Below are 26,207 nucleotides of genomic sequence, written 5' to 3' on the forward strand. Positions count from 1 at the left end.
CCACTTACACATGAGCAAAAGGGTCAATCCCCAAGAATATCGGGAGCTGGATGCACGGAAACGGGCACGTCCAGTTCTAACTGAGAGGTGCTGGGGATAATACCCCACATCGACTCAAACTGATGCGTCGATGTCGAGTAAAAGTTGATGAGAAAACAGGTGGATTTCTTAAGAATGGACAGTCAAGGAAAAAAGGTCTAAACCGCTCTATCTCCGATGCTAGCTGGGGCGAATTAATTCTGAAGATCGAGTATCTCGCTGCAAAGCAAGGAAAGGTTGTAATCAAAGTTAATCCCAAATACTCCAGCCAAGAATGCCGGAATTGCGGTCATAAAGACAAGTATAATCGAGATGGCGAAAAGTTCATTTGTACCGAATGCGGGTATCACGAACACGCTGATATTGGTGCTGCAAAAACTATTCGCGATCGGGCTTTGAATTTGGTACGCGGGGACTCCGCGAAACCTGGCATTAGTGCCTAAACGCCCAAAAGATATCCTCACGCTCGATTGAGCAAACGTGGGGAGTTTGGGAACCCTAGAAATAGGGATATTGAAGTATAAATTCTTCAAGAATCCTCGTGCCTTCAGGCCGAGTGAGTGTCAACAAACTTTCGCACCACATCATAACGGCAAAATAGGACACCGCCCCGTTTGCTATTAATCAGTTACAAATTATATTTGTATTATGATTTACACCTTAAACGCGCGGATTTTTTCGCTCTAACTGTTGCCTGCAGACTCCTCAGATACCATCGGAATTATATATTTTAATCATTGATAGTGCGAGCGGATTTGATATCATTAGTCACATCAAATCCTCTCTTAATCGGAATAGTAAATTCACTGTTGACTGTTGACTGTTAACTGTTAACTGTTGACTGTTAACATCATGTATGAGTGCAACTGAAATTGGTATCATTAGTCAGTTTGCGCGATCGCACCATTTTCCTTTCTTCCCTCTTCCCTCTTCCCTCTTCCGACGGACTTACATCCGTTACATCCCGTACATTGCTCGTTGCCGAACTTCCTTCTTCCTTCTTCCTTCTTCCTTCTTCCCTCTTCCCTCGCAATTACCAAGGCGAACCGATCATGGTAAAAGCAGCCCAATAATAGGGATGCGACAAATTACGATCGCCCCTGGCGGCCAACTCCGGCGGCAAAGGCAGAGCTTGATTGTTGCCCGATCGCACCAAATAACCATCCTGCAGGCGCACTTCTCCCCGCAGCATCGCCAACTGCGCTTGACGCAAAGCCTCAGCCTTAATCGGCGCGGTACGCAACTGCTGATAAAACTCAGTCATCAGCCCCAAAGTACCCGCATCGCTGACATACCACAAACTCGCCAGAGCCGATTTTACGCCAGCGTGCACCGCCAACCCCGCAAACCCCAACTCAGCCTCTTCGTCACCCACCGCCGTAGTACACGCACTCAAAACCAACAACTCCACCTGCGGGTTGGATAACTTCAACTGATTCAACTGATTCAACCGCAACTTAGTATCCCAAAACTGAATGTAAGAATTTTCTGCCCCTCCTGGCTGAAAATCGCCGTGAGTCGCTAAATGAATAATTTTGTATTGCGGTTGATTGCGCTTTTCCTTCAAATTTGCCAGAGTAAAAGCTTCATTCAGAAAAGACGAACCAGGCCAAATCTTACCCACAATTGTCGATATTTCCAACGGCACAGCCGGCAGAGGATTTTGATCGTATTTAGCCGGAAATTTCGACGCACCCATCGCCAAAACTTCCGAACCCCTAACATCGGCATAGCGAGTATCAGTCAAACTCAAACTGGGAATCAGCCCCAAACTGTACTTTTCTACCAAAAACTGTTTGCCGTCAAAAAGAGCAGCCAAAGGCAAAGTTCGCAAACCGGCATCCATCGAAAACACCAAGGTGTCAATTTTGTTAGCCTCCAATTCCGGTTGCAGCGGTGCAATTAACCACTGATAAAGTTCCTGGGCTGGTGCTTTATAATCAGCAGTATTCAATCTCCGAGGAGTTCTCACAGCATTAGTGAATTCTTTGGCCACTTCCAACACAGTCTCGCGGCTTACAGACACGGTTTTAAAAACACTTTTGCCATCGGGCAAAAATAACATAAGTTCTAAATATTCCTGTTGCGCCCACACATAAACAATCGCCGGCTTAACCCCTGTCAAGCGATCGACACTGCTGAGAGTCTCTCGAATACTTTGCGGCGTGACCGACTTTTGAGCGATATTGCCACCAAAATAACGCTCAAATTCCTGGCCCTGAATTCTATCCCTTTGCTGCACAGCGTCGATCGGACTTATTTGCATCGCACTCGATCGAGAAATCTCAGGAACCCTCACATTTCCGATACTTTCTATATTTCCACCACTCGCGGGCTTCTGTGCTGTCGCCGCGCTGCCGTTTGCTGTTGCCGCAGGCGCGGCCCCATCGGCATTTAACACCCGCGACGACAGCAGTACAGGAGAGGATGAGGAGGGGGAGTCAGTTTCGTTCGGCAGCACCTCAATAGACCCAGCAGCAGGTTCTGGCGAGACATTTGCGGTACTGCTCTTGGGCCCAGACGCGGAGGGGGGCTGAACGACAATTTGTTGAGAAGTGCCTGTAGTTTTCAGTTCCACACTGGTAGTTTCTGCCGGACTAGGCACGATCGCCAGCGGTGTCCCAGTTGACAATTCCCCAGTCGTCGGCTTCGAGTTTCCCGCCGCTACAGTCGTCGCCTTGCAGTTTCCTGAGCGGCAAGCGCTTTGCAGCAACGTCAGCGAACCCGATCGCACCTGCCCGTCTGTAGAAATGCTAACGCTCGATGTGCGATCGGCAGTCGTTCCAGTTCCCGCCGCCCGAAACACTCCTCCCGCATCGATTGCCACATCGCCGCCGGTATTGCCGCGAGCTTTGATCGAAGCAACTTCAACATCTTTGAGCCCGTTAATCTCGATCGAACCGGCACTTCCCGACTCCGAACTCGAATTGACAGCCCCCGTCACGATCTGGCCGGGCGCGGCGATCGAGATATTGCCGCCGTTTTTGGCACCGAAAGCATTGACATTGCCCGCTGCTACCCCACCGGCGCTGCGGATGTTGATATCGCCCCCCGCCCCGTTCGCCGATCGAGATGAAACAACACCAGCAGTTAAGCTACCCTGACTGCTAGTGATGTTAATCCCCCCATTCGAGGTAACGTCTCCGACAGCGACAGTACCTGCGATCAGAGAAATTGTGGCGTTATCAGTACCGGCGATCGCACCCGTTCCCGCGATCGCGCCCTGGCCAAAAGGCGATCGGATCGTCGTCGAGTCTTGAAATGTCACCGCCGGGACTGGTGTAGAATTTGTTGAATTTGGTGCTGTTGTGGGCGGAACAATAGTTATCATGCCGCTACCGTCAGCACGGCCAATCGCTACGGAAGTAAACCCGTTCCGCAGCGAGTTCAATTTTGCAGCAGTCAAGTCCAAAGCCTCAGTCTCAGCAGCACCGGCAATAGTAATATTCTGAGCCGGATCGGACGGTTGCAGCACCAAATTGCCGTTGCTGGCGATCGAATTCTTACCGCCCGTCAAATCAATTTCATTACCTGTCAGAGTAATATTTCCCCCTGTTTGCGAACCGCCAGCTTCGATCGCCTCTGCTGTCACTCCCGCACCGCCAGTCAGCGTCACGTTACCCCCGCGATCGCCCTTAGTGTCGATCGAGCCTGCAGTCACCCTACCCTCTGCCGTAACGCTCACATCACCAGCCGACGTGCGCGGCAGCTTGGAAGAATTGACAGAAGTGCTGATGCTGGGGGGAGTTCCCGTGCGTAGCTGACCGGTTGTCACATTCCCCGTCGTGCTGGCGATGCGAATTTCTTGATTGTTGGTAGTGATATTTCCGATGCGAATATTGCCGTCAGCTTTCAGAGTAATTGAGGCATCGTCAGCCCCAGTCAAAGAATTTGTAGTAGCAATTGTTCCCAAACCCCCCGGCGATTGAATAATTAGCGGGTCATAAAATGTGAAATCATTAGCAATCAAAATCGCACCGGTACCGTTGCTGCGGCCGATCGTAATTCCCGCAAACCCGTTTTCCAAACTTCCGAGGTCATTTGCTGTCAGATTCAAATAAATATTAGTACCGACATCTCCAGAACCGCCGATCGCAATATTTTGACCGGAGCTCCAAGGCTGCATTACCAAAAAGCCAGTGCCGCCGATCGAATTATTGCCACCAGTCAAATTAATTTCATTACCAGTCAAAGTAATGTTTCCAGAACCCCCTGCGATCGAGCTCACTCCCAGAATGTTCCTAGCCGTCAAAGTTACATTTGCCGCAGATTTAGAGCCGCTAGCATCAATTTTTTGGACTGTGACGTTTTGGCCTTCCAGCAAAATATTTCCGCTAGTACCGCTGCTAGAATTAGATGCCGAAATATTGTTAGCAACCGTTGTTCCCGGACTTATTAAACTAATATTTCCGCCGTTGCTCGACAAATTGCCCGCCGTAATTTGACTTCCCGAAATGGCGATCACGCCGCCAGCCGTGCTAATTGTATCTCTAGGATTCATCGAAAAAGCACCCGCACCGCTGCGATCTGCATCTGCCCTGAATGTCACCGAACCAGTAGTGGCTGCAAAACTCAACTGACCGTCCGCCAAATCAGCAATTTTAATATCGTTGAGCGCTTCCAGAACCACATTTGTCGTCCCAGAAAGACTTTCCAAAGCTCTGGTAGAAATTGTCAGCGAAGCATCGGAATCATTTAACTGTCCTGATGGCGTTCCTGTTGCCAAAATATTATTGTTAGCAATAATTTCCGCATCACCCGCCGCTGCTTCGGAATCTGTAATTAAAATATTCTCCGGGTCAAGCAGCAAAGTTCCCAAACCGTTTGTGCCGGAAGTATCGACATTACCGTTAAAAATCAATCTTTGCTTGCCCGAAACTTCCACAAACCCGCCAATACCGCCACTGCCGCCAGTTGTAGAAACGCCCGTCGCGCTGATGCTGCCCAAAAATGCTGCCGTGTTGTCCGCCCAGACAAAAACTCTGCCGCCGTTACCGGAGTTTGTGGCGTTGGCGGCGATCGAACTTTTGCCATCCACATAAGTCATCGTCGCATTCGGCACAGTTCCCTCGCCCCGGTAATCTCCGCCGATCCGCACCGTTCCGCCGCCGTCTGCCCCCGAAGCATCAATCTTCGCTCCTAATAGCCCTACCTTGTCGCCCAACACGTTGATACTGCCTCCCGCGCCCCCCCTGGCAGACACGTCTGCAGCACCCGATATCAGCGCAGTTCCTGCCATTGCAGGCACTGTTTGGCCGGCCGTCAGTACGACTTCACCGCGATCGTTCACAGTTACACCCGTAGCCTCAGCAACGCCTTGCCCCGAAAGCAGTCGAGGCAAACTCAGGGGAGAAAAAGGCAGAGTTGTCGAACCCGACACTCCCGCACCCGGAGTAAATTCTAAACTCAGCAAAAGTCCGTTTTGACTCAACCGCACCCGATTTTCGCCAGGGACGGCCGCCACAGTAATTTGACCGCCGGGGGCTGAAAGTTTCCCCGTACTGATGACAGTACCGCCCAGCAAAGTCAAATTTTGCCTGCTTCCCACAGCCAAATCGCCGGCATTGACAATACTCCCCGACTGCGCGCCAAAAGCAAAAGCATTCGGCTCTCCGACGAGGGCCGCGTAGTCGTTCGCCCCGGTGCCGTTGAACCAGCCGCTGTCAAAACCGATACCGCTAGCGGTGGTAGCAAAAAAAGACCCGGACACGTCGAGTCGGGCATTGGTTCCGAAAATAATCCCTGCGGGGTTCATCAGGTACAAGTTAGAATTGCCGCCGCTAACTTGAATTAAACCGTTAATTAACGAAGCCTCGCCGCCGACAACGCGGCCGAGGATATTTTTAATGGTTGGATTGGAGATAAAATTGGCTGTTTCGCCAGAATTCAAACCGAATCGAGTAAAACTGTGGAACAGATTTGCTCCGTCTCGCGAGGCTGTGCCACCTGTAATGTCGTAGCGAGCGCCCGGTTTTGGGGCGATGGCGGTGCCTGCGCCCTCTGGTGCTGGAACGATCGATTGTGCTGCGGCAATTTGAGATTGGGGATAAATTGCCACAATTACCCATCCGCTGCTGTTTTCTTTGAGGAAAACCAGGTTGGGCAAAAAATCTAATATCAAAAATCCAGCAAGGGGAATTGCTGCCAGAATCGATCGCACAGCACGTTGAGCATTCATAGGTTTGCCTCGATCTAGACTTAAATTTGAGTTAAAAATGGAGATTTTAGCTAAAAAAGAGTCGATCGCACCCCAATGCTGACACTTCCTAACGCTAGCTCTCGATCGCAAATTTCCAATTTTCAGTCTAATTTTGATTGTGTCACCAACATAGCAAACACATAGACCAAGTGTCGAAACACACAGTTTTGTTTAAACAAAGAGAAAATTATGAGCGATCCAGTTGTCCGCGCGATCGGTTTGACAGGGGGCATCGCCACCGGAAAAACCGCTATATCTAATTATCTGGCAGATGCCTGTGGATTTCCGATTTTAGATGCCGATATTTATGCCCGCGAAGCCGTGCAACCCGGTTCGCCAATACTTGACTCTATTGTAGAACGATACGGCGCTAGTATTTTGTTTTCCGACGGCAATTTAAATCGCCCAGAGTTAGGAAATATTATTTTTTGTAACGCAGCCGAACGGCAGTGGTTGGAACAACAGATTCACCCTTATGTACGCCGCCGATTTGTGGAAGCAACTCAAAACTGCATTGCTTCACATAATCCGGTATCACCAAATACATTGACAGTAGTTTTGGCAGTGCCGCTGTTGTTTGAAGCTAACATGACAGATTTGTGTACCGAAATTTGGGTGGTGTACTGTTCGCCCGAAGTGCAGTTAGAGCGCTTAATGCAGCGAGATGGCTTGAATTGCGATCGGGCGAATGCCCGGATTAAGGCTCAGATGCCGCTAGCTCAAAAGTGCCAACAAGCCGATGTTGTTTTGGATAACTCCTCAACCCTCGACTCGCTATTTTTACAGTTGACACTCCTGGGCCTCAAGACGTGAGGATTCTTAGTTCAGCGATCGGACTTAAATCAAGAACATTACTGCACCCGATCCAGAGATCCAATCTCCCTAAGCGTTTACTGCATCTAGTACAGAGGTTCCGACGTGCCCCGTCGTACCTATCCCGCGATTCAGGATATTAATTGCGGCATTACGATCCCTATCCATCTCGCATCCACACTGACAAGCATGGGTTCGAGTGGATAGAGATTTTTTAACGACTTCCCCGCAATTACTGCATTCTTGACTGGTGTAAGCAGGATTTACCGCAATAGTTATCCGACCAAACACTTTTCCAAAATATTCTAAGAACACTCTGAACTGATACCAAGAAGCATCGCTTATTGATTTTGCTAGGCAGTGATTTTCAACCAGGTTAGACACTCTCAAATCTTCGTAAACTACTACATCGTTTGATGTGATTACGCACCTTGCAAGCTTAATTGCATGGTCTTTACGCTGTCTACTTATTTTGAGATGTCGCTTACCTAAAATCACTCTAGCTTTGCGGCGATTTGACCCACCCTTGACTTTCCGACTTACAAGACGCGCAGCACGTTTTATTCGTGCTTCACATCTATGCAGAAATCTAGGGTTAGGAACCATGAAGCCATTTGAATCAGTGTAAAACTCTTTCAAACCGACATCTAGTCCAATCGTTTTGCCTGTCATGGGAGCGGTTTCTACTCGTTCTACAGAGATGCAAAACTGGACGTAATATCCATCTGCTCGTTTTACCAACCGCACCCGCTTAATTTTGTCTGGTTGATAGAAATTTAAGTCGCGAGTACCTTTTAACTTCAGTCTGCCAATTCCACACTTATCGGTAAAGATGATTGATTTCCTATCTTCCGAGAGCTTCCAAGAATTAGTTTTGTACTCAACAGAACGACAATTTTTCTGGAATTTAGGAAACCCAACTCTTTTACCTTTAATGCCTTTTTTAACACGATCGAAGAATCGAGAAATACTAGCCCATGCTCTTTCTGCACTAGCCTGCCTGGCCATCGCACCTAACTTATTTGCAAATTCAAATTCTTTTGCCCAAATCGCACAATACTTAGAAAGATCGAACCAAGATTTAGCGCCACCATCCATCCACAGTCGGATCGATTTGTTGCGAATGAATTGACAAATTCTAATCGCTTCATCGACTGCCTGGAATTGATCTGGTTTTGCGTAAGCCTTGAATTCGAGAACGAGCATCTTAATTTCCTCCTGTTCCTATGATAACACGTTTATCATAGGAATGCCTAACTTCCTCTAAAAATATGGAGAAAGTCCCCCTAGAAGGGGGAGGCTCTAACCCCAATTTTCTGGTAGACAAACAACTGAGTCGATTTGAGATTAGAGATTGCTCGTTACCAGGCTCTGCCTGGTAATGCAGATGCTTTGGCTCTGCCTCCTTTGAGGAAAGCAACTTACAGGAGAGAAGACTGTAGGAGCTGTTTAACTTATTAAGTTTTCGATCCTGAGTCGATTTGAGATTAGAGATTTGAGAGTTGAGATTTAGGCATCTGCTACAAAATCAATTTATCTGCGTTTATGTGTATTTATCTGCCTGATATCTGCGGTTTCGCGATCGATCGCAAATTTATGCAATCACCTTTATAGCGGTTCTCAAGCGTGGTGAGGATAGCCCAATGCCCTGCGCGGGCCAATCCCTCCGCTTCGCTCCGCCCAATTCCCAATCCCTCCGCTTCGCTCCGCCCAATCCCTCCGCTTCGCCCAATTCCCAATTCCCAATCCCTCCGCTTCGCTCCGCCCAATTCCCAATCCCTCCGCTTCGCCCAATTCCCAATTCCCAATCCCTCCGCTTCGCTCCGCCCAATTCCCAATCCCAGATAGTACCTCATCTTTCTGAGAATGGCTTTACCGATTATCAATCGTGACCCATTGTTGCCGAAAAATGCTTTATCAATAAATTATGAATTTAATCGGAATATTAATAAAAAATTACAACTTACGGTGTTTGTTTGTTTGCTTGCTTGTTTTAAGAGGATTTCAAAAAAAAACACACGTTGAATAATTTTGCGATCGAGCAATTGGGCGAAAACTCGAACTTACGAGCGCATCAGCGAGTTAAATGAGGGGTTTTACCCCCTTTTGAGGAAAACTCAAAAAAATCGCAGGTGCCGTCAATTACGAACTGATGATTTCGCCGCAATTCCAAATTTTACCCTGATATCAGAGTAGAGGCTGCGTATCAAGAAGTGGAAAATACAAACACCCAATTTTATGATGCGCGTTTACTCTTCCATTATGATGTCAAGCCTGTTACTGAGCGCCACTGCAGTTAACGCTCAAAGCTTAGAAGCTCGATCGACCTTTTTCTCTCAAGACAACTCTGCTTCGGAAATTTTAACCGCTCTAGCCGACACTCAGACCTTTTACGCAGATAACGATAAAGATACGCCACCAGAACGAGGAGGCGGGAGATAAATCCGCAAAAATGGATATTTTTGGTCAAAAGAAAATCGGACGGCAGGTAACAAAAATCAAGGTAAAGCGCAAGTAGGAATCTTCGACTTTACCTTGATTTTTTATTTTGAAGCTTTACTCTGGGGCAGCTTCGCCGCCCACAACCACGTCGCGAATCCGCAAACTCGGGCCGCCGCAGCCCACGGGTAAACCGCTTTGTCCTCCTTTACCGCAGCCGCCGGATTCATCCCAGTAAAAATCGTCGCCGATCGCCTCAATATCGGCTAAAGTGCTGAAAACATTACCCGAAAGAGTCACATCCCGCACCGGATTGTCGAGTTTTCCGTCGCGGATCATCCAAGCTTCCCCAGCACTGAAAGTAAACATTTCGCCGTTAGTCATCCCGCCTTGCCAATTGCGCGCATAAACTCCTTCTTCGATCCCAGAAAATAAGTCCGGCACCGGCGTATCGCCTCTTTCGATCCAAGTATTAGTCATGCGGACGATCGGCGGATAATGATAATTCAAACACCGAGCGTTACCGGTAGGCGTTTCTCCCAACTTACCCGCTGTTTCCCGCGAGTGCAGCCGCCCGACTAATGCGCCGTCTTTAATTAACTGAGTAGTAGTCGCCGGAGTGCCTTCATCGTCGTAGTAATAGCTGCCTCGGTGTCCCTCCGGCGCAGCACCGTCGAAAATTTGCAAGTTTTTCGGGCCGAACTGGCGGCCGAGGGTCATCACTTCCAAAATATCGGGGTTTTCGTAGGCCATGTCGGCTTCGGAAAGGTGTCCGAAGGCTTCGTGGACGAACAATCCGGTCAAAATTGGGTCGATGACGACGGTGTAGGTGTTACCTTGGACGGGGGGTAAGGCTAGGGAGTCTACGGCGCGCTGGGCGGCGCTGCGAACTTGGGTTTCAAGTTCCATTAAATCTTCGTAAGCTTTGCGGGAACCGGTGGTTTCCCGGCCTGTTTGTACGGTTTCCCCGCTGCGGGCTGTGGCGGCAAAGCGCATTTCCATGTCTGCCCAACCTTGTTCGAGCATGGTGCCTTCGGAGGTGGCGAGGATGATGCGCTGGGTGCTGTCGCCGTAGCGCACGGAGATGGTGGCGATGCGGGGGTCTATGCTGCGGAGAATTGCGGCGTAGCGATCGCACAATTGTTTTTTGTCAATTAAGGGCACCAGACGGGGGTCTGTTCCTGTCAGCGGCAGGAAGCAAATGTCCTGTACGGGCGTTACTGGCGCGAGAATTGTTTCTTCTTCGCCGATCAGTTTGGCCGCGGCGATGGCTTCTTCGATTCTTTCGGCGAGGGTGGAAAGTCGGTTAAAACTGGCAAAGCCCCAGCCGCCTTTGTGACAAGCTCGGACTTGGCCTCCTATGGAGATTCCTTCGCTGAGGGTTTCAATTTTTTCGCCCCGCAGCAGGATGTCGGTTCCTTCGGCTTCTTCGAGTCGAATTGCTAGATAATCTACTTGGTTGCGGTAGCGTGCCATTAAGTCTGACAGCAGATTTTTTGAGTCGGCGATCGAGGTGGGCATAAGGAAAGCAGGGTGTTTGACTGCATCCATTTTGCACTTTTGTTAGGGCGATCGTCCAAAATATCGCCGGAAGCGCGGAGATTGCGACTTATTGGTACGGTTCTGCCAATATCGTTAGTTGACAAATATAGATATCCTGTGGGTTAGGGGCAAGACGCAAGAAATTAGGCTGGTTGTTTCCGTCCTACTGCTGCTTAAATTCTCGCTCCTAAACATTCCTATAAATAAATACTTCATTCTTCACGTCTGTGAAGGTGGGCTTATAACTACTGTGAATACTTACTTTCTACCAACAATCAGCGAAATTTTAGCCTCCTCTGGCTCTGAAAATGACCTCAGTCCCGATCCGAGGTCGATCGCCCAAAACGGCCGCCAGAAGTGTCCTGGGAGTCGTGCGGCTGCTAGACACAAGGCTGAGCGGGAATGGTACGGGGCGATCGCAACTTTGAATCAAATGCTCGCCCAACAACAAAAACACTGTCTCTCCCCAAATCCCAATTCTTGTCAGGGATTGGTTTTGTCCGGGCCGTCTTCGGTTTTGACAGAGCCCGCTGTCATTTCCGGTTTTGCTAATTGGATTTTTACCAGTATTCCCGACAACGATGCAGGTTTGTGGTCTTTTCGTGCTAGACAAACTTTAGCTTTGCTACCGGCGGCGGAGCAGCAAATATCTGTACCGGAGGCGGCCCCGGCTTTAGCTTTGGCGATCGGCGATCCTTTAGCAAACGAGCAGTTTTGTTTGGTTTTAACTGCTACTTTTAGTCTGGTGATGGTTTTGGGTGAAAATTCGGCGGGAATTCCGGCTTTTCTATTTTCTTTCGACCCGCAAATAGCCGCCAAAGCTTGGGAAGTTTTGCGGCGCAGGGTGACTGACAGCGATTGTTTGCTTGCCAATTCTGACGGCGGTATCAATTTGCCAGTCAGCCAATTAACTCATAATTCTACAAAATTAGACGCGCAATTCCAGCAGTTTTTGCCTATAGCTCCAAACTATCAAATAGTCGCGCAGTTCACCCGCTTGCTGCTGCATCATTTGCCCCTTGGGAAAGACGAAGTGGCGAGGGGAAAAAACGAAAGAGTTGATGATAGCTTCAAAGGGCGGGAAAATATCAATTGTAAGTCTCATTTGCCTCATGCTACCAAAGAAGTGGAATTGCTACAGGCGATCGCCCACGAAGTCCGCACTCCTTTGGCCACCATTCGCACCCTGACTCGGCTGCTGCTGAAACGTCCCAAACTCGAACCGGTGGTGGTGAAACGTTTGGAAATGATTGATGCTGAGTGTACCGCTCAGATCGATCGCTTCGGTTTAATTTTCCGCGCCGTGGAATTGGAAATGTCGCAAGCTAAAAATTCTGGGATGCAGCTAACAGCAATGTCCCTCGGTGAAGTGCTGCAAAATAGCATTCCCCGCTGGCAAAAACAAGCAATTCAGCGCAACCACACTTTGGAAATTATTGTGCCCCAAAAATTGCCGGCAGTAGTCAGCGATCCGACAATGTTGGATCAGGTTTTAACTAATTTGATTGAGAATTTTACTCGAACTTTGCCCTCGGGGAGTCGCATTCAGGTAGAGGTGACTTTGGCGGGCGATCAGTTAAAATTGCAGTTGGAATCAGAACACCTACCTGACGCTGAGGGCGAATCGACTTTTGCAGCGAATACTAATACTCCTCTAAGGTCGATCGGACCTTTGTTGATGGTGCAGCCGGAAACAGGGAGTTTGAGCTTAAATTTGAGCGTGACTAAGAATTTATTTCGGGCTGCGGGGGGGAGATTGGTAATTCGTCAGCGCCCTGAAAAGGGTGAGGTGATGACGGTGTTTTTGCCGTTGCAATAGTTCTTAGTTATTGATTATTATTGGGTGGTAATTGGTGATTGGAAAAATCGGTAAGGGCGGGTTTCACCAACCCTCTATGCCGCCCGGCGGGGTAACAACCCCGCCTGAAACCCAGACTGAATAAAGATTTAACCCACTTGTGCTAAAAAAGATCGGCAGCCGAATTGTTATATCGTTTCCGGTTGCATCGGAATAATAAAATCGAGTCAACAGTTAACACTCAACCATTCAGTTTTTCGACCCGCCCGTCAACAGTCAACAGTCAACCGTCAACAGTCAACAGTCAACAATCACCTGACGGTACAACCGGAATTGATATCAATCAAACATATAGCATTTCGAGCGAAAGATGAGGTTGCTCGTTACCAGGAAGAGCCTGGTAATGCTTCTGGGGCGAGGAAGAGCCTCCTTTGAGGAAGGCAACTTACAGGAGAGAGGACTGTAGGAGGTGTTTAAGTTATTAAGTTTTCGATCCTTAGCAAAACACTGACTTTTAGGTTATGTTTTAGTGGGTAAGGTGATGATAAATTCTGTTCCTTCTCCCAGTCGAGAGTTGACATGAATTGCTCCTCCATGTTTTTCGACAATGATTTGACGGGCGATCGCCAATCCCAAACCCGTTCCTTTTCCCACACCTTTAGTTGTAAATAAATGCTCAAAAATCTTGGTCTGCACCTCTGCAATCATGCCAATTCCATTGTCTTTAATTTGAATTATTACCTGTTTCTTATTTTCCGATAACTCAGTCTTTATAGTAATTTGATTAGCAATTTCTTGATAGCTAAACCCTTGGTTCAAATCTTCCAGTGCATCAATAGCATTACTCAATAAATTCATAAATACCTGATTCAATTGTCCGGCATAACATTCCACTTGAGGTAAATTACCATAGTCTTTAATCACTTTAATTTCTGGACGATTTTCGTTGGCTTTTAGGCGATGTTTCAGGATCATAATGGTACTGTCAATCCCATCGTGGATATTGCAAGCAACCGGATGATTAGTATCCGCACGAGAGAAGGTTCGCAAACTTGTGCTAATGTCTTGAATTCGCTTCACACCTTCCTGCATTGAACTGACTAATTTTGGTAAGTCTTCCCGGATGTAGTCAAGCTCAATCGCTTCTATTTCTTCCTTAACTGTCACACTAAAATGAGCAGATTCTTTCTCAACTAAATCGAGCAATCCGAATAAATCATTGATATAATCTAAGGCGGGCTGAATATTGCCACCGAGGAAACCAACAGGGTTATTAATTTCGTGAGCAACCCCAGCCACTAAATTACCCAATGCTGACATTTTTTCACTTTGAACTATTGTTAGTTGAGCTTGTTGTAGGTCAGTTAAGGCTTGTTGTGCTGCTTGATATAAACGAGCATTTTCTAAGGAAATGGCAGCTTGAGCGCAAATTAGATTCAGGACTTCCACGCGATCGGTGGTAAATGCCCCTACAGTTAAGTTATTTTCCAGATATAAAATTCCAATCAACTGCCCTTGATTCATAATTGGGCTACAAAGAACACTTTTTGGCTGATATTTTTGAATGTAACGATCGCCAGCAAACTGAGAATTTATCCGGGCATCTGCTAATACTAAAGGGGATAAAGTTCGCTTGACAGTATTTACCAAACTAATTGCTATATCTGGGCTAGATTCTAGAGGAATTGATGGTAATAGTTGTGGCGCTTCTCCTTGTGCTACCAGGGCTACTACTTTTAAATCTGTATCTTGTTTGAGGAGTAAGACACATTTACTGGCTCCAGCATTGGTAATGACTATTTCTAGGAGAGTAGTTAGAAGTTTATTGAGTTCAATTTCTCCAGAAATCGCTTGAGAGGCTTTGAGCAGAGTTGCCAAATCCAAGGCTTCAGAGGCAGTGCTAGAGGTATGGGTAGAAGCGATCGTTCCTCGGATCAATGTTTCCTTCAAGGAATTAATAGCGCGAGGTTGTTGTAGGATGGTTGCGAGGAGTTGAGGATAGCTTTTTTCTAAGTCATTAACTTTGGCTTTTGCTCCCCATTTGGCATAGCAGTAGTAGGCTTCCTGCATATAAATTACAGCAAATTTTTCTTTTCCCCAATCCAGATAGAATTTAGCAGCGAGTTCGTTGGCTAAGGCTTCTTCTTGGATGTATTCGTTGGCTTTGGCTCCTGCTATTGCGCGATCGTATAGCTCGATCGCTTCTAATTTTTGTCCAGATAAACCGGTTAAAATAGCATTAACGAGATCGTACTTATGAGCAAAATTTTCCGGACAACTCGCTGCCCATAAACTCAGTTGTTCTTGGTTTGATTTAACTTTTTGGATGTAACTATTGTCCGGGCCTAGAGAATGAGTTCGACAATATTCAGCGATCGCAATAGATTGATAAAAATTGATAGCGGCAACTTGATATTTTCCGGTAATTGTACCAACAAGCTCTTCAGCCCCCTGAGATGATTCCACTGCTTCTGCATAACGTCCGTAAAAACATAGAACCTTAGTTTTGAGAAGCAAATAGTGGCAAATTGCATAATCGCTGTTGTTGATCTTACATACCTGAAGATGCTGTTCTTCAGTCGGGAGGTTCTCCGTAGAACTAGCTGTCAGTTCAGCCAGCCAAATATTTAATCCAGAGATAACATCTACAGCAAGTTGATAGTTAAGTTTTTTGGCAGCAAATTCTAAGTATTCAGGAAGATGTTGCTGAACTGCTAATATGCTATCTCCGGCATAAAATGAATTGATCAGCTTATACATCAAAAGATTGCCAGAGAAGACCATCTCCCCAGACTCTAGCCCAGCCACTAATCCTTCACCAAAGATAGGGATCGAGCAACGCAAGGGACGCACCCAAGAAAGGAGATTGTTCCCTAACATATAGCAAGCCTTGCATAGAGTATCTGATTGTCTGAATCGTTTAGCTAAACTTTCTGCAAGCACTCCAAATTCATAGCCAAATTGATATTGATGATGATAATATCCTAGATACATACCATAAGCTGAAAATCCGTTTCCAGATTCAGCTATCACCCCACAGTTGAGAGATACTGAAACCATCGACAATGCAACGAAAAAGTATAGCTCTCCCTTCTGTAAAACATAGACGGGTACTATTAAATTATCCAGGATTTTAATAATTAGACGTTTCTCTGGTTCGGTTGCTACTGGTTCATTTACAAGCTGCTCTGGCCTGCGATTCGCTAATGTTATTTGAATCTCATTTTGATAAGATTCTAGTTTCTCTGATAAGTCAATTTCTGATAAATCAAAATTCAAGCAAGACAATGCTTTTTGTCCATACTGAAGTGCTTGGAGATACTGACCTTGCAATGTAAACATCAGAATCGCTAGGTTAAAGGCTTTCGCTCTTTCAATTTGTTCTCTTGCAAAGCGAGAGATGAGTTCAACAATTTTCAGAGACGATGAAAAATCACCCGACAAATATTGAACTTCTGCTAGATGAAAATAAACTTCTAAGGACTTTTCATAGCATTGCTGCCATCTATTTGGAGGCAACAAGCGTTCGGCTACCATAAAATAGTTAACAGCAGCCCCATAGGCAGTAGACTCTTTAGCCTTTTTTCCAGCAATACAGTTTAGCTCTAAAAGTTCTAAACATTCTTCTTGGCTTTGATGAAATTCCAAGCCCTGATTTAAGTAATTGACTGCCATAAAAATTTTGCTGTCTTGTTCCTCTAGGGAAATACTAGCCAGCAAAAGCCTGCCGATTTGAAAGCTAGTTAATTGTCTCAATGTCTCAGGAATCAAAGAATAAGCAGCTTGTTGAACGCGATCGTGTAAAAACTGATAAGTGGGATTGGCTGAAGCTTGGAAAACTTCTTCGCTATCAGATTGAATAAAGAATTTATAAATTCTGGTAGTTGGAATAATCAAGCCTTCCTGCAAAGATTTCCATAAAGCCGTAGCCGTAGCTCCTGCCGATTGTTCGCTCACAATAACTAAGGTATTTAAATCAAATTCAGCCCCAATACAAGCTGCTAATTTAAGGATATCCTGAGTCTGTATCGGCAATTTTTGCAATTGCAGTGCCATAAACTCTACGACATCATCAGTAAGTGCTAAGGCTTTAACTTGGGCAATATCGCACTGCCAATGCTGGATATCCCAATCAAAACTAATTAATTTATCGTCATGTAAGGCTTTGAGAAACTGGGTGGCAAAAAATGGATTTCCTTGAGTTTTTTGATAAACTAAGTTGGTTAAAGGTTGGGCAAGAGATGATTCACAATTGAGTGTATCTGTTACCAAGGAATTCAAATCTAATTCCGTTAACGGGCGCAAGGTAATTGTATTGACTGTTGCCCCCGTTTTTACCATCTCATTTACAGTTAAAATAAATGGATGCACTGGGGAGACTTCATTATCGCGATAAGCTCCTAATACTAATAAATATCCCGTATCTTGCAGCAGTAATTTTAATAAATTTAGGGAAGCAGAATCAGCCCATTGCAAGTCATCTAAAAACATTACTAAGGGATGTTCAATGGTTGTGAAAACTTGCACAAATTTTTGAAATAGTAAATTAAAGCGATTTTGGGCGGCACTGCCTGATAATTCCGTGGCTGGTGGCTGTTTATCGATAATATTTTCTAACTCAGGAAGGACATCAATTAATACTTGTCCATTTTCTCCTACTGCCTCTAATATTTGATTTTTCCATTGTTGAATTTGAGCATCATTTTCTGATAATAATTGGCCCATTAAATCGCGGAATGCTTGCACAAATGCACTGAAGGGAATATTACGTTGAAATTGGTCGTATTTGCCTTTGATGAAGTAACCATGTTGACGGACAATGGGTTTATGTACTTCATTAACTACTGCTGTTTTTCCAATACCAGAGAAACCCGCCACTAGCATTATTTCGGCTGCACCTGTACTAACTCTTTCAAAGGCTGCTAATAGTTGATTAACTTCTTTTTCTCGACCGTAGAGTTTTTCGGGTATGGTAAATCTGTCGCTAAGGTCTCGCTCTCCTAATTTGAAGTTTTCTATCTTACCTGTGGTTTGTAATTGCTCTAAACAAATCTCTAAATCATATTTGATTCCCAAAGCAGTTTGATAACGATATTCGGCATTCTTTGCCATCAGTTTGCTAACAATTTCTGACAAGGCTAGGGGGATTTTTGCATTAATTTGATGGATGGGTATTGGGTGTTTAGCCAAATGACAATGCACTAATTCCATCGCATCTTCTGAGATAAATGGTAATTCTCCTGTCAATAACTCATAAAGTGTCACTCCTAGGGAATAAAAGTCGCTGCGATAGTCAATGCCTCGATTCATTCTGCCTGTTTGTTCTGGGGAAATATAGGCTAATGTTCCTTCTAAGATGTTGGGATTTTGAATTTCTTGGGTTTCTCGCGGTAGCAGGGAAGAAATACTAAAATCAATTATCTTAACTTGTTTTGTATCTGGTTTAATTAAGATATTGGCAGGTTTAATATCTTTGTGAATGACTCTATTTTGATAGAGATAGTGGAGAATATCTGTAAGTTGGATCGCGATGTTAAGAAATTCTACTAAAGGTAAAAATTTATTGATTTTCCCTTCATTTGTTGCTATTTTGAGATAATTAGATAGGGAGACTCCGCCAAAGTCTTCCATGACTAAGGCATAGCTATTGTGATATTGTGCTAGAGTCAGCGGTTGAATAATGCTATGGAATTTAAGGTTTTTAGCAATGGTGTATTGGTTGCGAAATTGCAGGAGTTCGGTAAAATTGGGATATTCATTTTGCAGGAGTTTGATGACAACCGGTTGTCCATCGCTGGTACGGATAGCTCGATAGACGAGGGTGCGCGTACCTGCGTATAATTGTTCTGTAATTTGATAGCCTGACAAATATGGGTGGGCATTCATAACTCGGTTATCACCTATTAGAGAATTATCAAACCTGAATCAAGATTCAATGTAATTATAATTCCTTGGATAACAGGGAATTGTGATCTTAAACACAGTACCCTCACCAACTACAGAATTAACTGTAATTTGTCCATTATGTTTTTCGACAATGATTTGACGGGCGATCGCCAATCCCAAACCCGTGCCTTTTCCCACTTCTTTAGTGGTAAATAGATGATCGAAAACACTATTTTTTATCTCTTCAGACATTCCGTTTCCGTTGTCGAAAATGGCAATTTTTACCTCTTCACCTTCTACTTCTGTCCGAATAGTGATTTGATTGGGATGGGCTTGAATTTCCGCAAAATTCCGTCCTTGATTCGATTCTTCTAAGGCATCGATCGCATTCGCCAGCAGATTCATAAATACCTGGTTTAATTCTCCCAAATAACATTGTACTTTGGGGAGATTGCCGTACTGTTTAATGATTTTAATTTCAGGATGCTTTTCATTGGCTTTCAGGCGGTGGCGTAAAATCATTAAAGTGCTATCGAGTCCTTCGTGGATATTAGCCTCAACTTTATGGGCCGTATCGGCACGAGAGAAAGTGCGGAGGGAGGTGCTGATGTTTTTGATGCGATCGCACCCTATTTTCATGGAGGTCAACATCTTGGGTAAATCTTCAACTAGATAATCTAAATCTATTTCCTCTGCTTTCTCAATCAATTCTGCTCCCGGTTGAGGAAACCTTTCTTGATAGAGGTGCAAATAATCAATTAAATCTTGGACTCCAGCATTAGCTTCATTAAGGTTCCCGGCAATAAAACCAACGGGGTTATTGATTTCATGGGCAACCCCTGCCACTAGATTACCTAATGCTGACATCTTTTCACTTTGGATCATTTGGATCTGAGCTTGCTGAAGTTCATTCAAAGTCTGCTGCAATTGGTGATAGAGGCGGGCATTCTCCAGGGCGATCGCCGCTTGACTAGAGAGAAAACTCAGCACTAGGAGGCGATCGCGACTAAACACCCCACTGGTTATCCGATTTTCTAGATACAAAATGCCGACCAAATTCCCCTGATTTAGAATTGGCAAACCCAACAAACTCTCTGGTTGGTGACGATCTAAATAATCGTCAATCACAGGCAGATCGGTTTTGGCGCGATCGATGACAACTGCTGCTAGGGTGTTTTTGACATACTGAATTAATTTAACGGGAAGCGTGGGATTGTTCTCTAGGGGTTCCGTTTCCAGGCTAATGTGTCCCCACGTAGCCATCGCCCGCACTTGCCATTCTTGATCTTGGCAGAGCATCAGTGCACAGCGATCGGCTCCCGAGTTTTGTAACATGGTTTGGGTCACAATTTGCAGCAACTCATCCAGCTCGATCGTGCTGGAGATGACTTGGGAGATTTGCAGTAGCGTTGAAAAATCTAGAGCATGGTTGATGGAGCTGCTTGAGGTACTGTGGTTGCCGATCGAATGAATGGAGTAGGTGGGATTGGTGAGGGTGGATAGGGTTTCTAAAATAGAGAGCGGTTGGGCGGACTGTTGTAAGATAGGGCGCAGCAGATCGGGATAGCGTTTTTCTAGGTCATCGGTTTTCGCTTTGGCTCCCCAGCGGGCGTAACAATAGTAGGCTTCCTGCATATAGCCTGTGGCGACTTTTTCTTTGCCCCAGTCGAGGTAGAATTTAGCGGCGAGTTCGTTTGCTAAGGCTTCTTCGTTGAGGAATTGGTTTTCTTTAGCGAGTTGAATGGCGCGATCGTAATAGTCGATCGCTTCTAGTTTTTGCCCCAGTACCCGATACCTTTCTGCTTCTACCAAAAGAAACTTATGTTGGTAATTCATCGGGGCATAGTTCCCCCATTTCTTCAGTTGTTTCTGACTCGCCTGAATGCACTTGAGGATTTGCTGGCGTTCTTTTGAAGTTGCAGCCGCGTAAATTGCCAGTTGTGCCAGAGAATCGTAAAAGTAGTGCAGAACCGTTGGAAGCGAGGAAACGCAGTTATCAAAGTAGGGTTTAGCAGCGTTTGACTTCTCAATTGCTGCGTCATACTGCCCGAACAAATAATTAAGATGCTGCTGGCAAACGTAACTAAAAAATAACCCTGTACGATCGTTCGCCGCCACCTGTGCGGGAATATCTTCAGCAACCCGATAGCTTTCGCCGGACAAGCAACTCGGATCGCTAGAATGACCCAGAAGATTTAAGGTCGCTTGATGGTATATCTGGATGTAAAGAGAGCCGTTTTTTTGGTTGAAAGGAGCGATCGCCGTTATCAAAGAACGAATCCCTGCTTCTGCTTCCGTTAAGTTCTCCCCTGTCCAGTAGCGATTGTAAGAATGAACCAAAGCTGCCCAAGCAGCATATTCTACATCTCCCGTTTCTAAACCGCTCTGGTAAGCTGTTAACAGCGCTGGCATTGTATCTGCGATGCGATCGCGCCAATGGCTGATAAACGTATAAGTCATAAATAGCACTTTCGCTTTCAAATCCGTCGCGTTAAAACGCTCTAGTAATTGCAGAGAAAGTTGTCCAAACTGATAGCCTCCTTCGATATCCATGAGTATGCCGCAGAGGATCAGTCCGTACCAAGCATAGCCAAAAGCTGATAGGGCGGTATTGCCGTGCCGTACAGACAAATTAACCCGCTCAAATACCAGTAGCGGCATCAACTTCGGAGCACAAAGATAGGCAGCAGAAGCAGCACTAGAAAGAATTCGCATCGCTGCCAATTTGTTAGCATCTGTCATATTTGGCAGATTCACCAACTGTTCCGGTTTCTTGTTACCGAGAATCAACTTAGTTTTGGCTAAACCCAGCAATACTTGAGGCTGAGTCGGGTTTTTGGGAAGCCGAATCCCAAACTGCCCGAGCACATCAATTGCTGTGTAAACGCCATCCTGGGGCTGGCCTTGGGCAAGGTAAGCGAGGATTTGAATCTCGTAAGCGCTAACTTTGTCGATCAGTTGGTTTGCTTGTTGCAAAATCGCAGTAATTAGCTGTTCCATCTGTTCAAATTGGCTGCACAAATACGCTGCTTCGGCTGCCAAATTGTGCAGCGCCAGCGTCAGAGTATATTGTTCTTGCCAGCTATCGGCTGGTAAGCTGCTAATACCTGTATTGACAAATATCAATGCCGCGTCAAAGGCTGCGGCAGCTTTTGCGGTTTTCCCAGCCTGCAAGTTGAGCGAGGCTAATTCATAACGTGCTGTTCGTTCGGAAATCAGCCCGCGGGCAAAGTTGAAATGACCGACAATATCAAAAATCCTTTCCTGACGTTGAGTTTCACTACTTTTTTGCAGCAACAGTTGCCCTATTTTCAGGTGAGTGGCTTGTTTTTGATCTTCTGGAATTAGGGAATAAGCCGCTTGTTGAATGCGATCGTGTAGAAATTTGTAGTTAGGTAATTGATCGGCGGTAGTTGGCAATATATCGGTTTTTTTCCGAGGTTCTTTTCCTTGATAAAACTTGTAAATTTCACTGGTTGGTAAGATGAATCCTTCTTGCAATGATTTCCACAAATCCGCCGCAGTTTCTTCCGGCGACTTCTCGCTGACTACCGCCAATGTATTCAAATCAAACTGCGCTCCAATGCACGCAGCCAACTTCAGCACATCCTGAGTTTCTGGGGGCAACTTCTGCAATTGCAGCGCCATAAACTCCACCACATCCGAAGTGATAGTTAGGGCTTTGACTTTGGCAATATCACACTGCCACCCCCCTGTTACCCCCCTCTGTCCCCCGTTGGTAAGGGGGGATGAAAGGGGGGTGGAGTTAAATGCAATCAGCCCATCTTCCTGTAGCGATTTGAGAAATTGCGTGGCAAAAAATGGATTGCCTTTGGTTTTTTGATAAACTAACTCGGTTAATGGCTGAGCCAAAGGGCGATCGCACGAGAGCGTATCTGCTATCAAATCGTTAATATCGGCTTGACTCAGAGGTTCCAAGGTAATAGTATTTACCGTTACTTGGGATTTTTCCATTTCTGCTACTGCCAACATAAATGGATGAGCCGGAGATACTTCGTTATCCCGATATGCCCCAATTACCAGCAAATTCTGACTATCTTTTTCGCTCATCAACACTTGCAAAAGCTTCAGGGATGCTGAATCTGACCACTGCAAATCATCCAAAAAAATCACTAACGGATGTTCTTTTGTAGCAAACACAGAGATGAATTTTTGAAACACTAAATTGAAGCGGTTTTCGGCGGCACTTCCCAAAAGTTCAGAGACAGGCTGTTGTTTGCCAATAATTCGTTCCAGTTCGGGAATTACTTCTACAATAACTTGACCGTTTTCGCCAACAGCATTCTGAATTTTTCTTTGCCATTGCTGTAGCTGAACGTCGCTTTCTGAGAGTAATTGCTCCATCAATTCTCGGAAGGCTTGCACAAAAGCACTAAAGGGAATGTTGCGTTGAAATTGGTCGTATTTGCCTTTGATGAAATAACCGCGTTGGCGAACTATGGGTTTGTGAACTTCGTTGACTACAACGGTTTTACCAATGCCGGAAAATCCTGCAACTAGCATCATTTCGCTGCGGGATAAATTCGATTCCCCCCAACCGCCATTAGTAAGAGGTGAGTCTTCTTTTCCCTCGTTTCTCTCGTTTCCAGGCTCTTCTGGAAAACGAAATTTAGAGGGGTTTGCTACTCGATCGAATGCTGCTAATAATTGGGCAACTTCGGTTTCTCTGCCGTAGAGTTTTTCGGGTATGATAAAGCGATCGCACACATCGCGCCGCCCAATGGCAAAACTCTCAATTTTACCTGTCTCTTTGAGTTGCTGCAAACAAGTTTCTAAATCGGCTTTGGGCCCTAATGCACTCTGATATCGATTTTCAGCATTTTTAGCCATCAATTTGCTGACAATCTCCGAGAGCACAAGGGGAATTTCGGGATTAATTTCACGTACAGAGGGCGGTTGCTTGGCAATATGACAGTGGATCAATTCCATCGGATCGCTGGATTGAAATGGCAATTTTCCTGTTAGCAATTCGTAAAAAGTTACACCTAATGAATAAAAGTCTGTGCGGTAGTCAAGCCCGCGATTCATTCTTCCTGTTTGTTCTGGAGATAAATAGCTGAGTGTTCCTTCGAGCACGTTGGGACTCATCAGGGTTTGAGTTTCCCTTGGCAGCAAAGATGCAATACTAAAATCAATGAGTTTGACTTGTTTAGTCTCTGGATTAATGAGAATATTGGCGGGTTTAATATCTTTGTGAATAATGCGCTGGCGGCAAAGTATATCTAATGTATTGCAGAGGTATATCGCTATTTGCAAAAATTCAACGAGAGACGGAACTGTTTCCCCTTTCCCCGTCCATTCCTTCAGGGAAATTCCCCCAAAGTCTTCCACGATCAACGCATAGCCATTCTGGTACGCTTCCACGCTGTAGGTTTGAATAATTCCGGGCAAGTTGAGGTTTTTGGCGATCGTGTATTGATTGCGAAAATGCAAGAGTTCGCTGAAGGTGGGATACTCGTTCCGCAAGACTTTGATGGCGACAGGTTTTTGGTCCGAGAGGCGAGTTCCGCGATAAACTAGGGTGCGAGTGCCTGAGTAAATTCGATCGAGAATTTGATAGCCAGTTAGTTCTATCATAGCAATAATTATTTTTTTAGAAAATTATTTTGTCTTACTATTATAATCTAGTGCAAATCAGATTCTACCCTGGTATCAATACTTAAAAATACAACAAATTTTACAGCCCGCATTCAGCTAACCGTTAACAGTTAACCGCGAACAGCTAACCGTTAACAGTTAACCGCATTCAGTTAACCGAATTCATTCTGGCTTTTAAGGCATCTCGTGCTTGTTCTCGATCGTCAAAATGGACTTTTTCGGTGCCCAAAATCTGATAATCTTCGTGTCCCTTTCCGGCAATCAGCACGCCATCTCCGGGTTTAGCGTCCATAATAGCAGTGCGAATTGCGGCCGCGCGATCGCCCATGACGACAGGCTTTACGGTGGCGGGGATACCTGCGAGAACATCTTCCAAAATGCGATCGGGATTTTCGGTACGCGGATTGTCGGAAGTAACAACGGCTAAATCGGCCAATTCTGCCACGATTTTACCCATGATCGGGCGTTTTGTGCGATCGCGATCGCCACCGCAACCAAACACGCAAATCATCTGCCCCGGAATAAACGGCCGCGAAGCCTTCAACAAGTTCTCCAAACTGTCAGGAGTGTGCGCGTAATCAACAATCACGCTAATATCTTGGTCGGGACTAATTTGCACCCGTTCCATCCGTCCCGGAACTCCCGAAAACTGAGATAATTTCTCCACAATTGCGGACAAATCTAAACCCAATTCTAAAACAGCGCCGACAGCAGCCAACATATTTGATAAATTGAACTGACCGACTAAAGGCAAAACAAAAGGAGTTTCGCCCTTGGGAGTGTGCAGAATTCCCTTAACTCCGTCGGGCTGATATTGTAAATCTGAAGCATACAAATCAGCCGTTTTATCGGTTGTGCTGTAACTCCAAACTTTCTCCGATTTTAAACTTTCCACAATCCGCCGTCCGTAGGCATCGTCAATATTAATTACAGCGCGATTCTTGAGATAATCGGAACCGAACAACAGAGATTTTGCCTCAAAATAATCCTCCATATCGCGGTGATAATCGAGATGGTCTTGAGTCAAGTTTGTAAACACAGCAACTTCAAAAGTACAGCCCAAAACCCGCTGCTGTGCCAAAGCGTGGGAACTGACTTCCATCACGCCGTATTTGCATCCAGCGGCGGCAGCTTCTGCTAGTTGTTTTTGCAGGTCTACTGCAAAAGGTGTGGTGTAAAGTGCAGTTTGTTGGAAACCGGGCCAGCGAGTGTAAAGCGTGCCAAAAATCGCCGTCGGCAACTGCATTTCATTGAGCAAAAATTCGATTAAATGAGTTGTTGTAGTTTTGCCGTTAGTACCGGTAACGCCGACAAGTTTTAATTTGTTAGCTGGATTCCCGTAAAATGCGGTGGCTATTTGACCGCAAACTTGAGACATATCGGCTGCTGCGATGACACAAGTACCCCCGTCTTGGGAGGGGGTTTTCTCGGCTGCTTGGGTGGAAATTATGGCGGCAATTGCACCGCTGGCGATCGCGCTTTGCCAAAAATCTCCCCCATCTACGCGAGTTCCCGGCATTCCTAAAAACAAATCTCCCGCCCCGCAAGCGTGGGAATTAGTCGATAAACCCTTGACTTCTGCATCGAGGGCCAGATGTTGGGTGTCAAAGGAAATGCCGGGAAGTGCTGCTAATAATTCTCTCAATTTCATCTGAAAAACTCCTCACTTGGATGTCTTGAATATGACTTATACCAATTTAATATGAAGTTGCATATATCCCGATCCCCCTAAATCCCCCTTAAGAAGAGGGACTTTGAGAAGAATCTTGTCCCACCCCCTACTCCCCTTATTAAGGGCAGGGTGGATTAATTGTCATCCTAGAAATAGGTACGTAATTGGGCTTTAGCCCTCTTTAGACGTATATATAAAGA

The 26,207-nt window shown here is 45.7% G+C and carries 12 protein-coding genes; 4 read left to right on the plus strand and 8 right to left on the minus strand.

Features of this window, described 5'->3' with window-relative positions; all coding sequences use genetic code 11:
• Positions 1 to 122 precede the first annotated feature (122 nt).
• Positions 123 to 482: a transposase gene (locus tag QUB13_RS28810; RefSeq protein ID WP_333388110.1), complete on the plus strand. Its 360-nt coding sequence runs from the start codon at positions 123 to 125 to the stop codon at positions 480 to 482.
• Between the two features lie 438 nt (positions 483 to 920).
• On the opposite strand, the gene QUB13_RS28815 is transcribed toward QUB13_RS28810, so the two are convergent.
• On the minus strand, positions 921 to 1,079 hold the full coding sequence (locus QUB13_RS28815) for a hypothetical protein (RefSeq protein WP_333388113.1): 159 nt from the start codon (positions 1,077 to 1,079) through the stop codon (positions 921 to 923).
• Complete coding sequence (locus QUB13_RS28820; protein WP_333388115.1) at positions 1,073 to 6,217, minus strand: CHAT domain-containing protein; 5,145 nt, start codon at positions 6,215 to 6,217, stop codon at positions 1,073 to 1,075. Before QUB13_RS28820 ends, QUB13_RS28815 begins: the two co-directional genes overlap by 7 nt.
• Positions 6,218 to 6,427: 210 nt before the next feature.
• Between QUB13_RS28820 and coaE the strand changes: the two genes are divergently transcribed.
• Positions 6,428 to 7,051, plus strand: coding sequence for a dephospho-CoA kinase (coaE, locus tag QUB13_RS28825; RefSeq protein WP_333388118.1), 624 nt, complete (start codon positions 6,428 to 6,430; stop codon positions 7,049 to 7,051).
• Between the two features lie 69 nt (positions 7,052 to 7,120).
• On the opposite strand, the gene QUB13_RS28830 is transcribed toward coaE, so the two are convergent.
• Positions 7,121 to 8,257 carry an RNA-guided endonuclease InsQ/TnpB family protein gene (locus QUB13_RS28830; protein ID WP_333388121.1) on the minus strand — a complete coding sequence of 379 codons (1,137 nt, stop codon included), beginning with the start codon at positions 8,255 to 8,257 and terminating at the stop codon, positions 7,121 to 7,123.
• A gap of 347 nt (positions 8,258 to 8,604) precedes the next feature.
• Positions 8,605 to 8,907 carry a hypothetical protein gene (locus QUB13_RS28835; RefSeq protein WP_333388123.1) on the minus strand — a complete coding sequence of 101 codons (303 nt, stop codon included), beginning with the start codon at positions 8,905 to 8,907 and terminating at the stop codon, positions 8,605 to 8,607.
• A gap of 382 nt (positions 8,908 to 9,289) precedes the next feature.
• Between QUB13_RS28835 and patX the strand changes: the two genes are divergently transcribed.
• Complete coding sequence (patX, locus tag QUB13_RS28840; protein ID WP_333388125.1) at positions 9,290 to 9,493, plus strand: heterocyst-inhibiting protein PatX; 204 nt, start codon at positions 9,290 to 9,292, stop codon at positions 9,491 to 9,493.
• Between the two features lie 114 nt (positions 9,494 to 9,607).
• On the opposite strand, the gene QUB13_RS28845 is transcribed toward patX, so the two are convergent.
• Positions 9,608 to 11,011, minus strand: a complete 1,404-nt coding sequence (locus QUB13_RS28845) for a TldD/PmbA family protein (RefSeq protein WP_333388139.1) — start codon at positions 11,009 to 11,011, stop codon at positions 9,608 to 9,610.
• 271 nt (positions 11,012 to 11,282) lie between these two features.
• Here QUB13_RS28845 and QUB13_RS28850 point away from each other — a divergent pair, with 271 nt between their 5' ends.
• Positions 11,283 to 12,851, plus strand: a complete 1,569-nt coding sequence (locus tag QUB13_RS28850; RefSeq protein WP_333388128.1) for a sensor histidine kinase — start codon at positions 11,283 to 11,285, stop codon at positions 12,849 to 12,851.
• A gap of 498 nt (positions 12,852 to 13,349) precedes the next feature.
• Here the strand turns inward: QUB13_RS28850 and QUB13_RS28855 are convergent, their stop codons facing one another.
• The 3 genes from QUB13_RS28855 to QUB13_RS28865 form a co-directional block, all read right to left on the minus strand.
• Complete coding sequence (locus QUB13_RS28855; RefSeq protein ID WP_333388131.1) at positions 13,350 to 18,716, minus strand: trifunctional serine/threonine-protein kinase/ATP-binding protein/sensor histidine kinase; 5,367 nt, start codon at positions 18,714 to 18,716, stop codon at positions 13,350 to 13,352.
• A gap of 39 nt (positions 18,717 to 18,755) precedes the next feature.
• Complete coding sequence (locus QUB13_RS28860; RefSeq protein ID WP_333388134.1) at positions 18,756 to 24,314, minus strand: trifunctional serine/threonine-protein kinase/ATP-binding protein/sensor histidine kinase; 5,559 nt, start codon at positions 24,312 to 24,314, stop codon at positions 18,756 to 18,758.
• A gap of 169 nt (positions 24,315 to 24,483) precedes the next feature.
• Complete coding sequence (locus QUB13_RS28865) at positions 24,484 to 25,986, minus strand: UDP-N-acetylmuramoyl-L-alanyl-D-glutamate--2,6-diaminopimelate ligase (RefSeq protein ID WP_333388136.1); 1,503 nt, start codon at positions 25,984 to 25,986, stop codon at positions 24,484 to 24,486.
• Positions 25,987 to 26,207: the final 221 nt, after the last annotated feature.

The sequence above is a fragment of the Microcoleus sp. B4-D4 genome (genome assembly GCF_036705185.1).
Lineage (GTDB): Bacteria > Cyanobacteriota > Cyanobacteriia > Cyanobacteriales > Microcoleaceae > Microcoleus.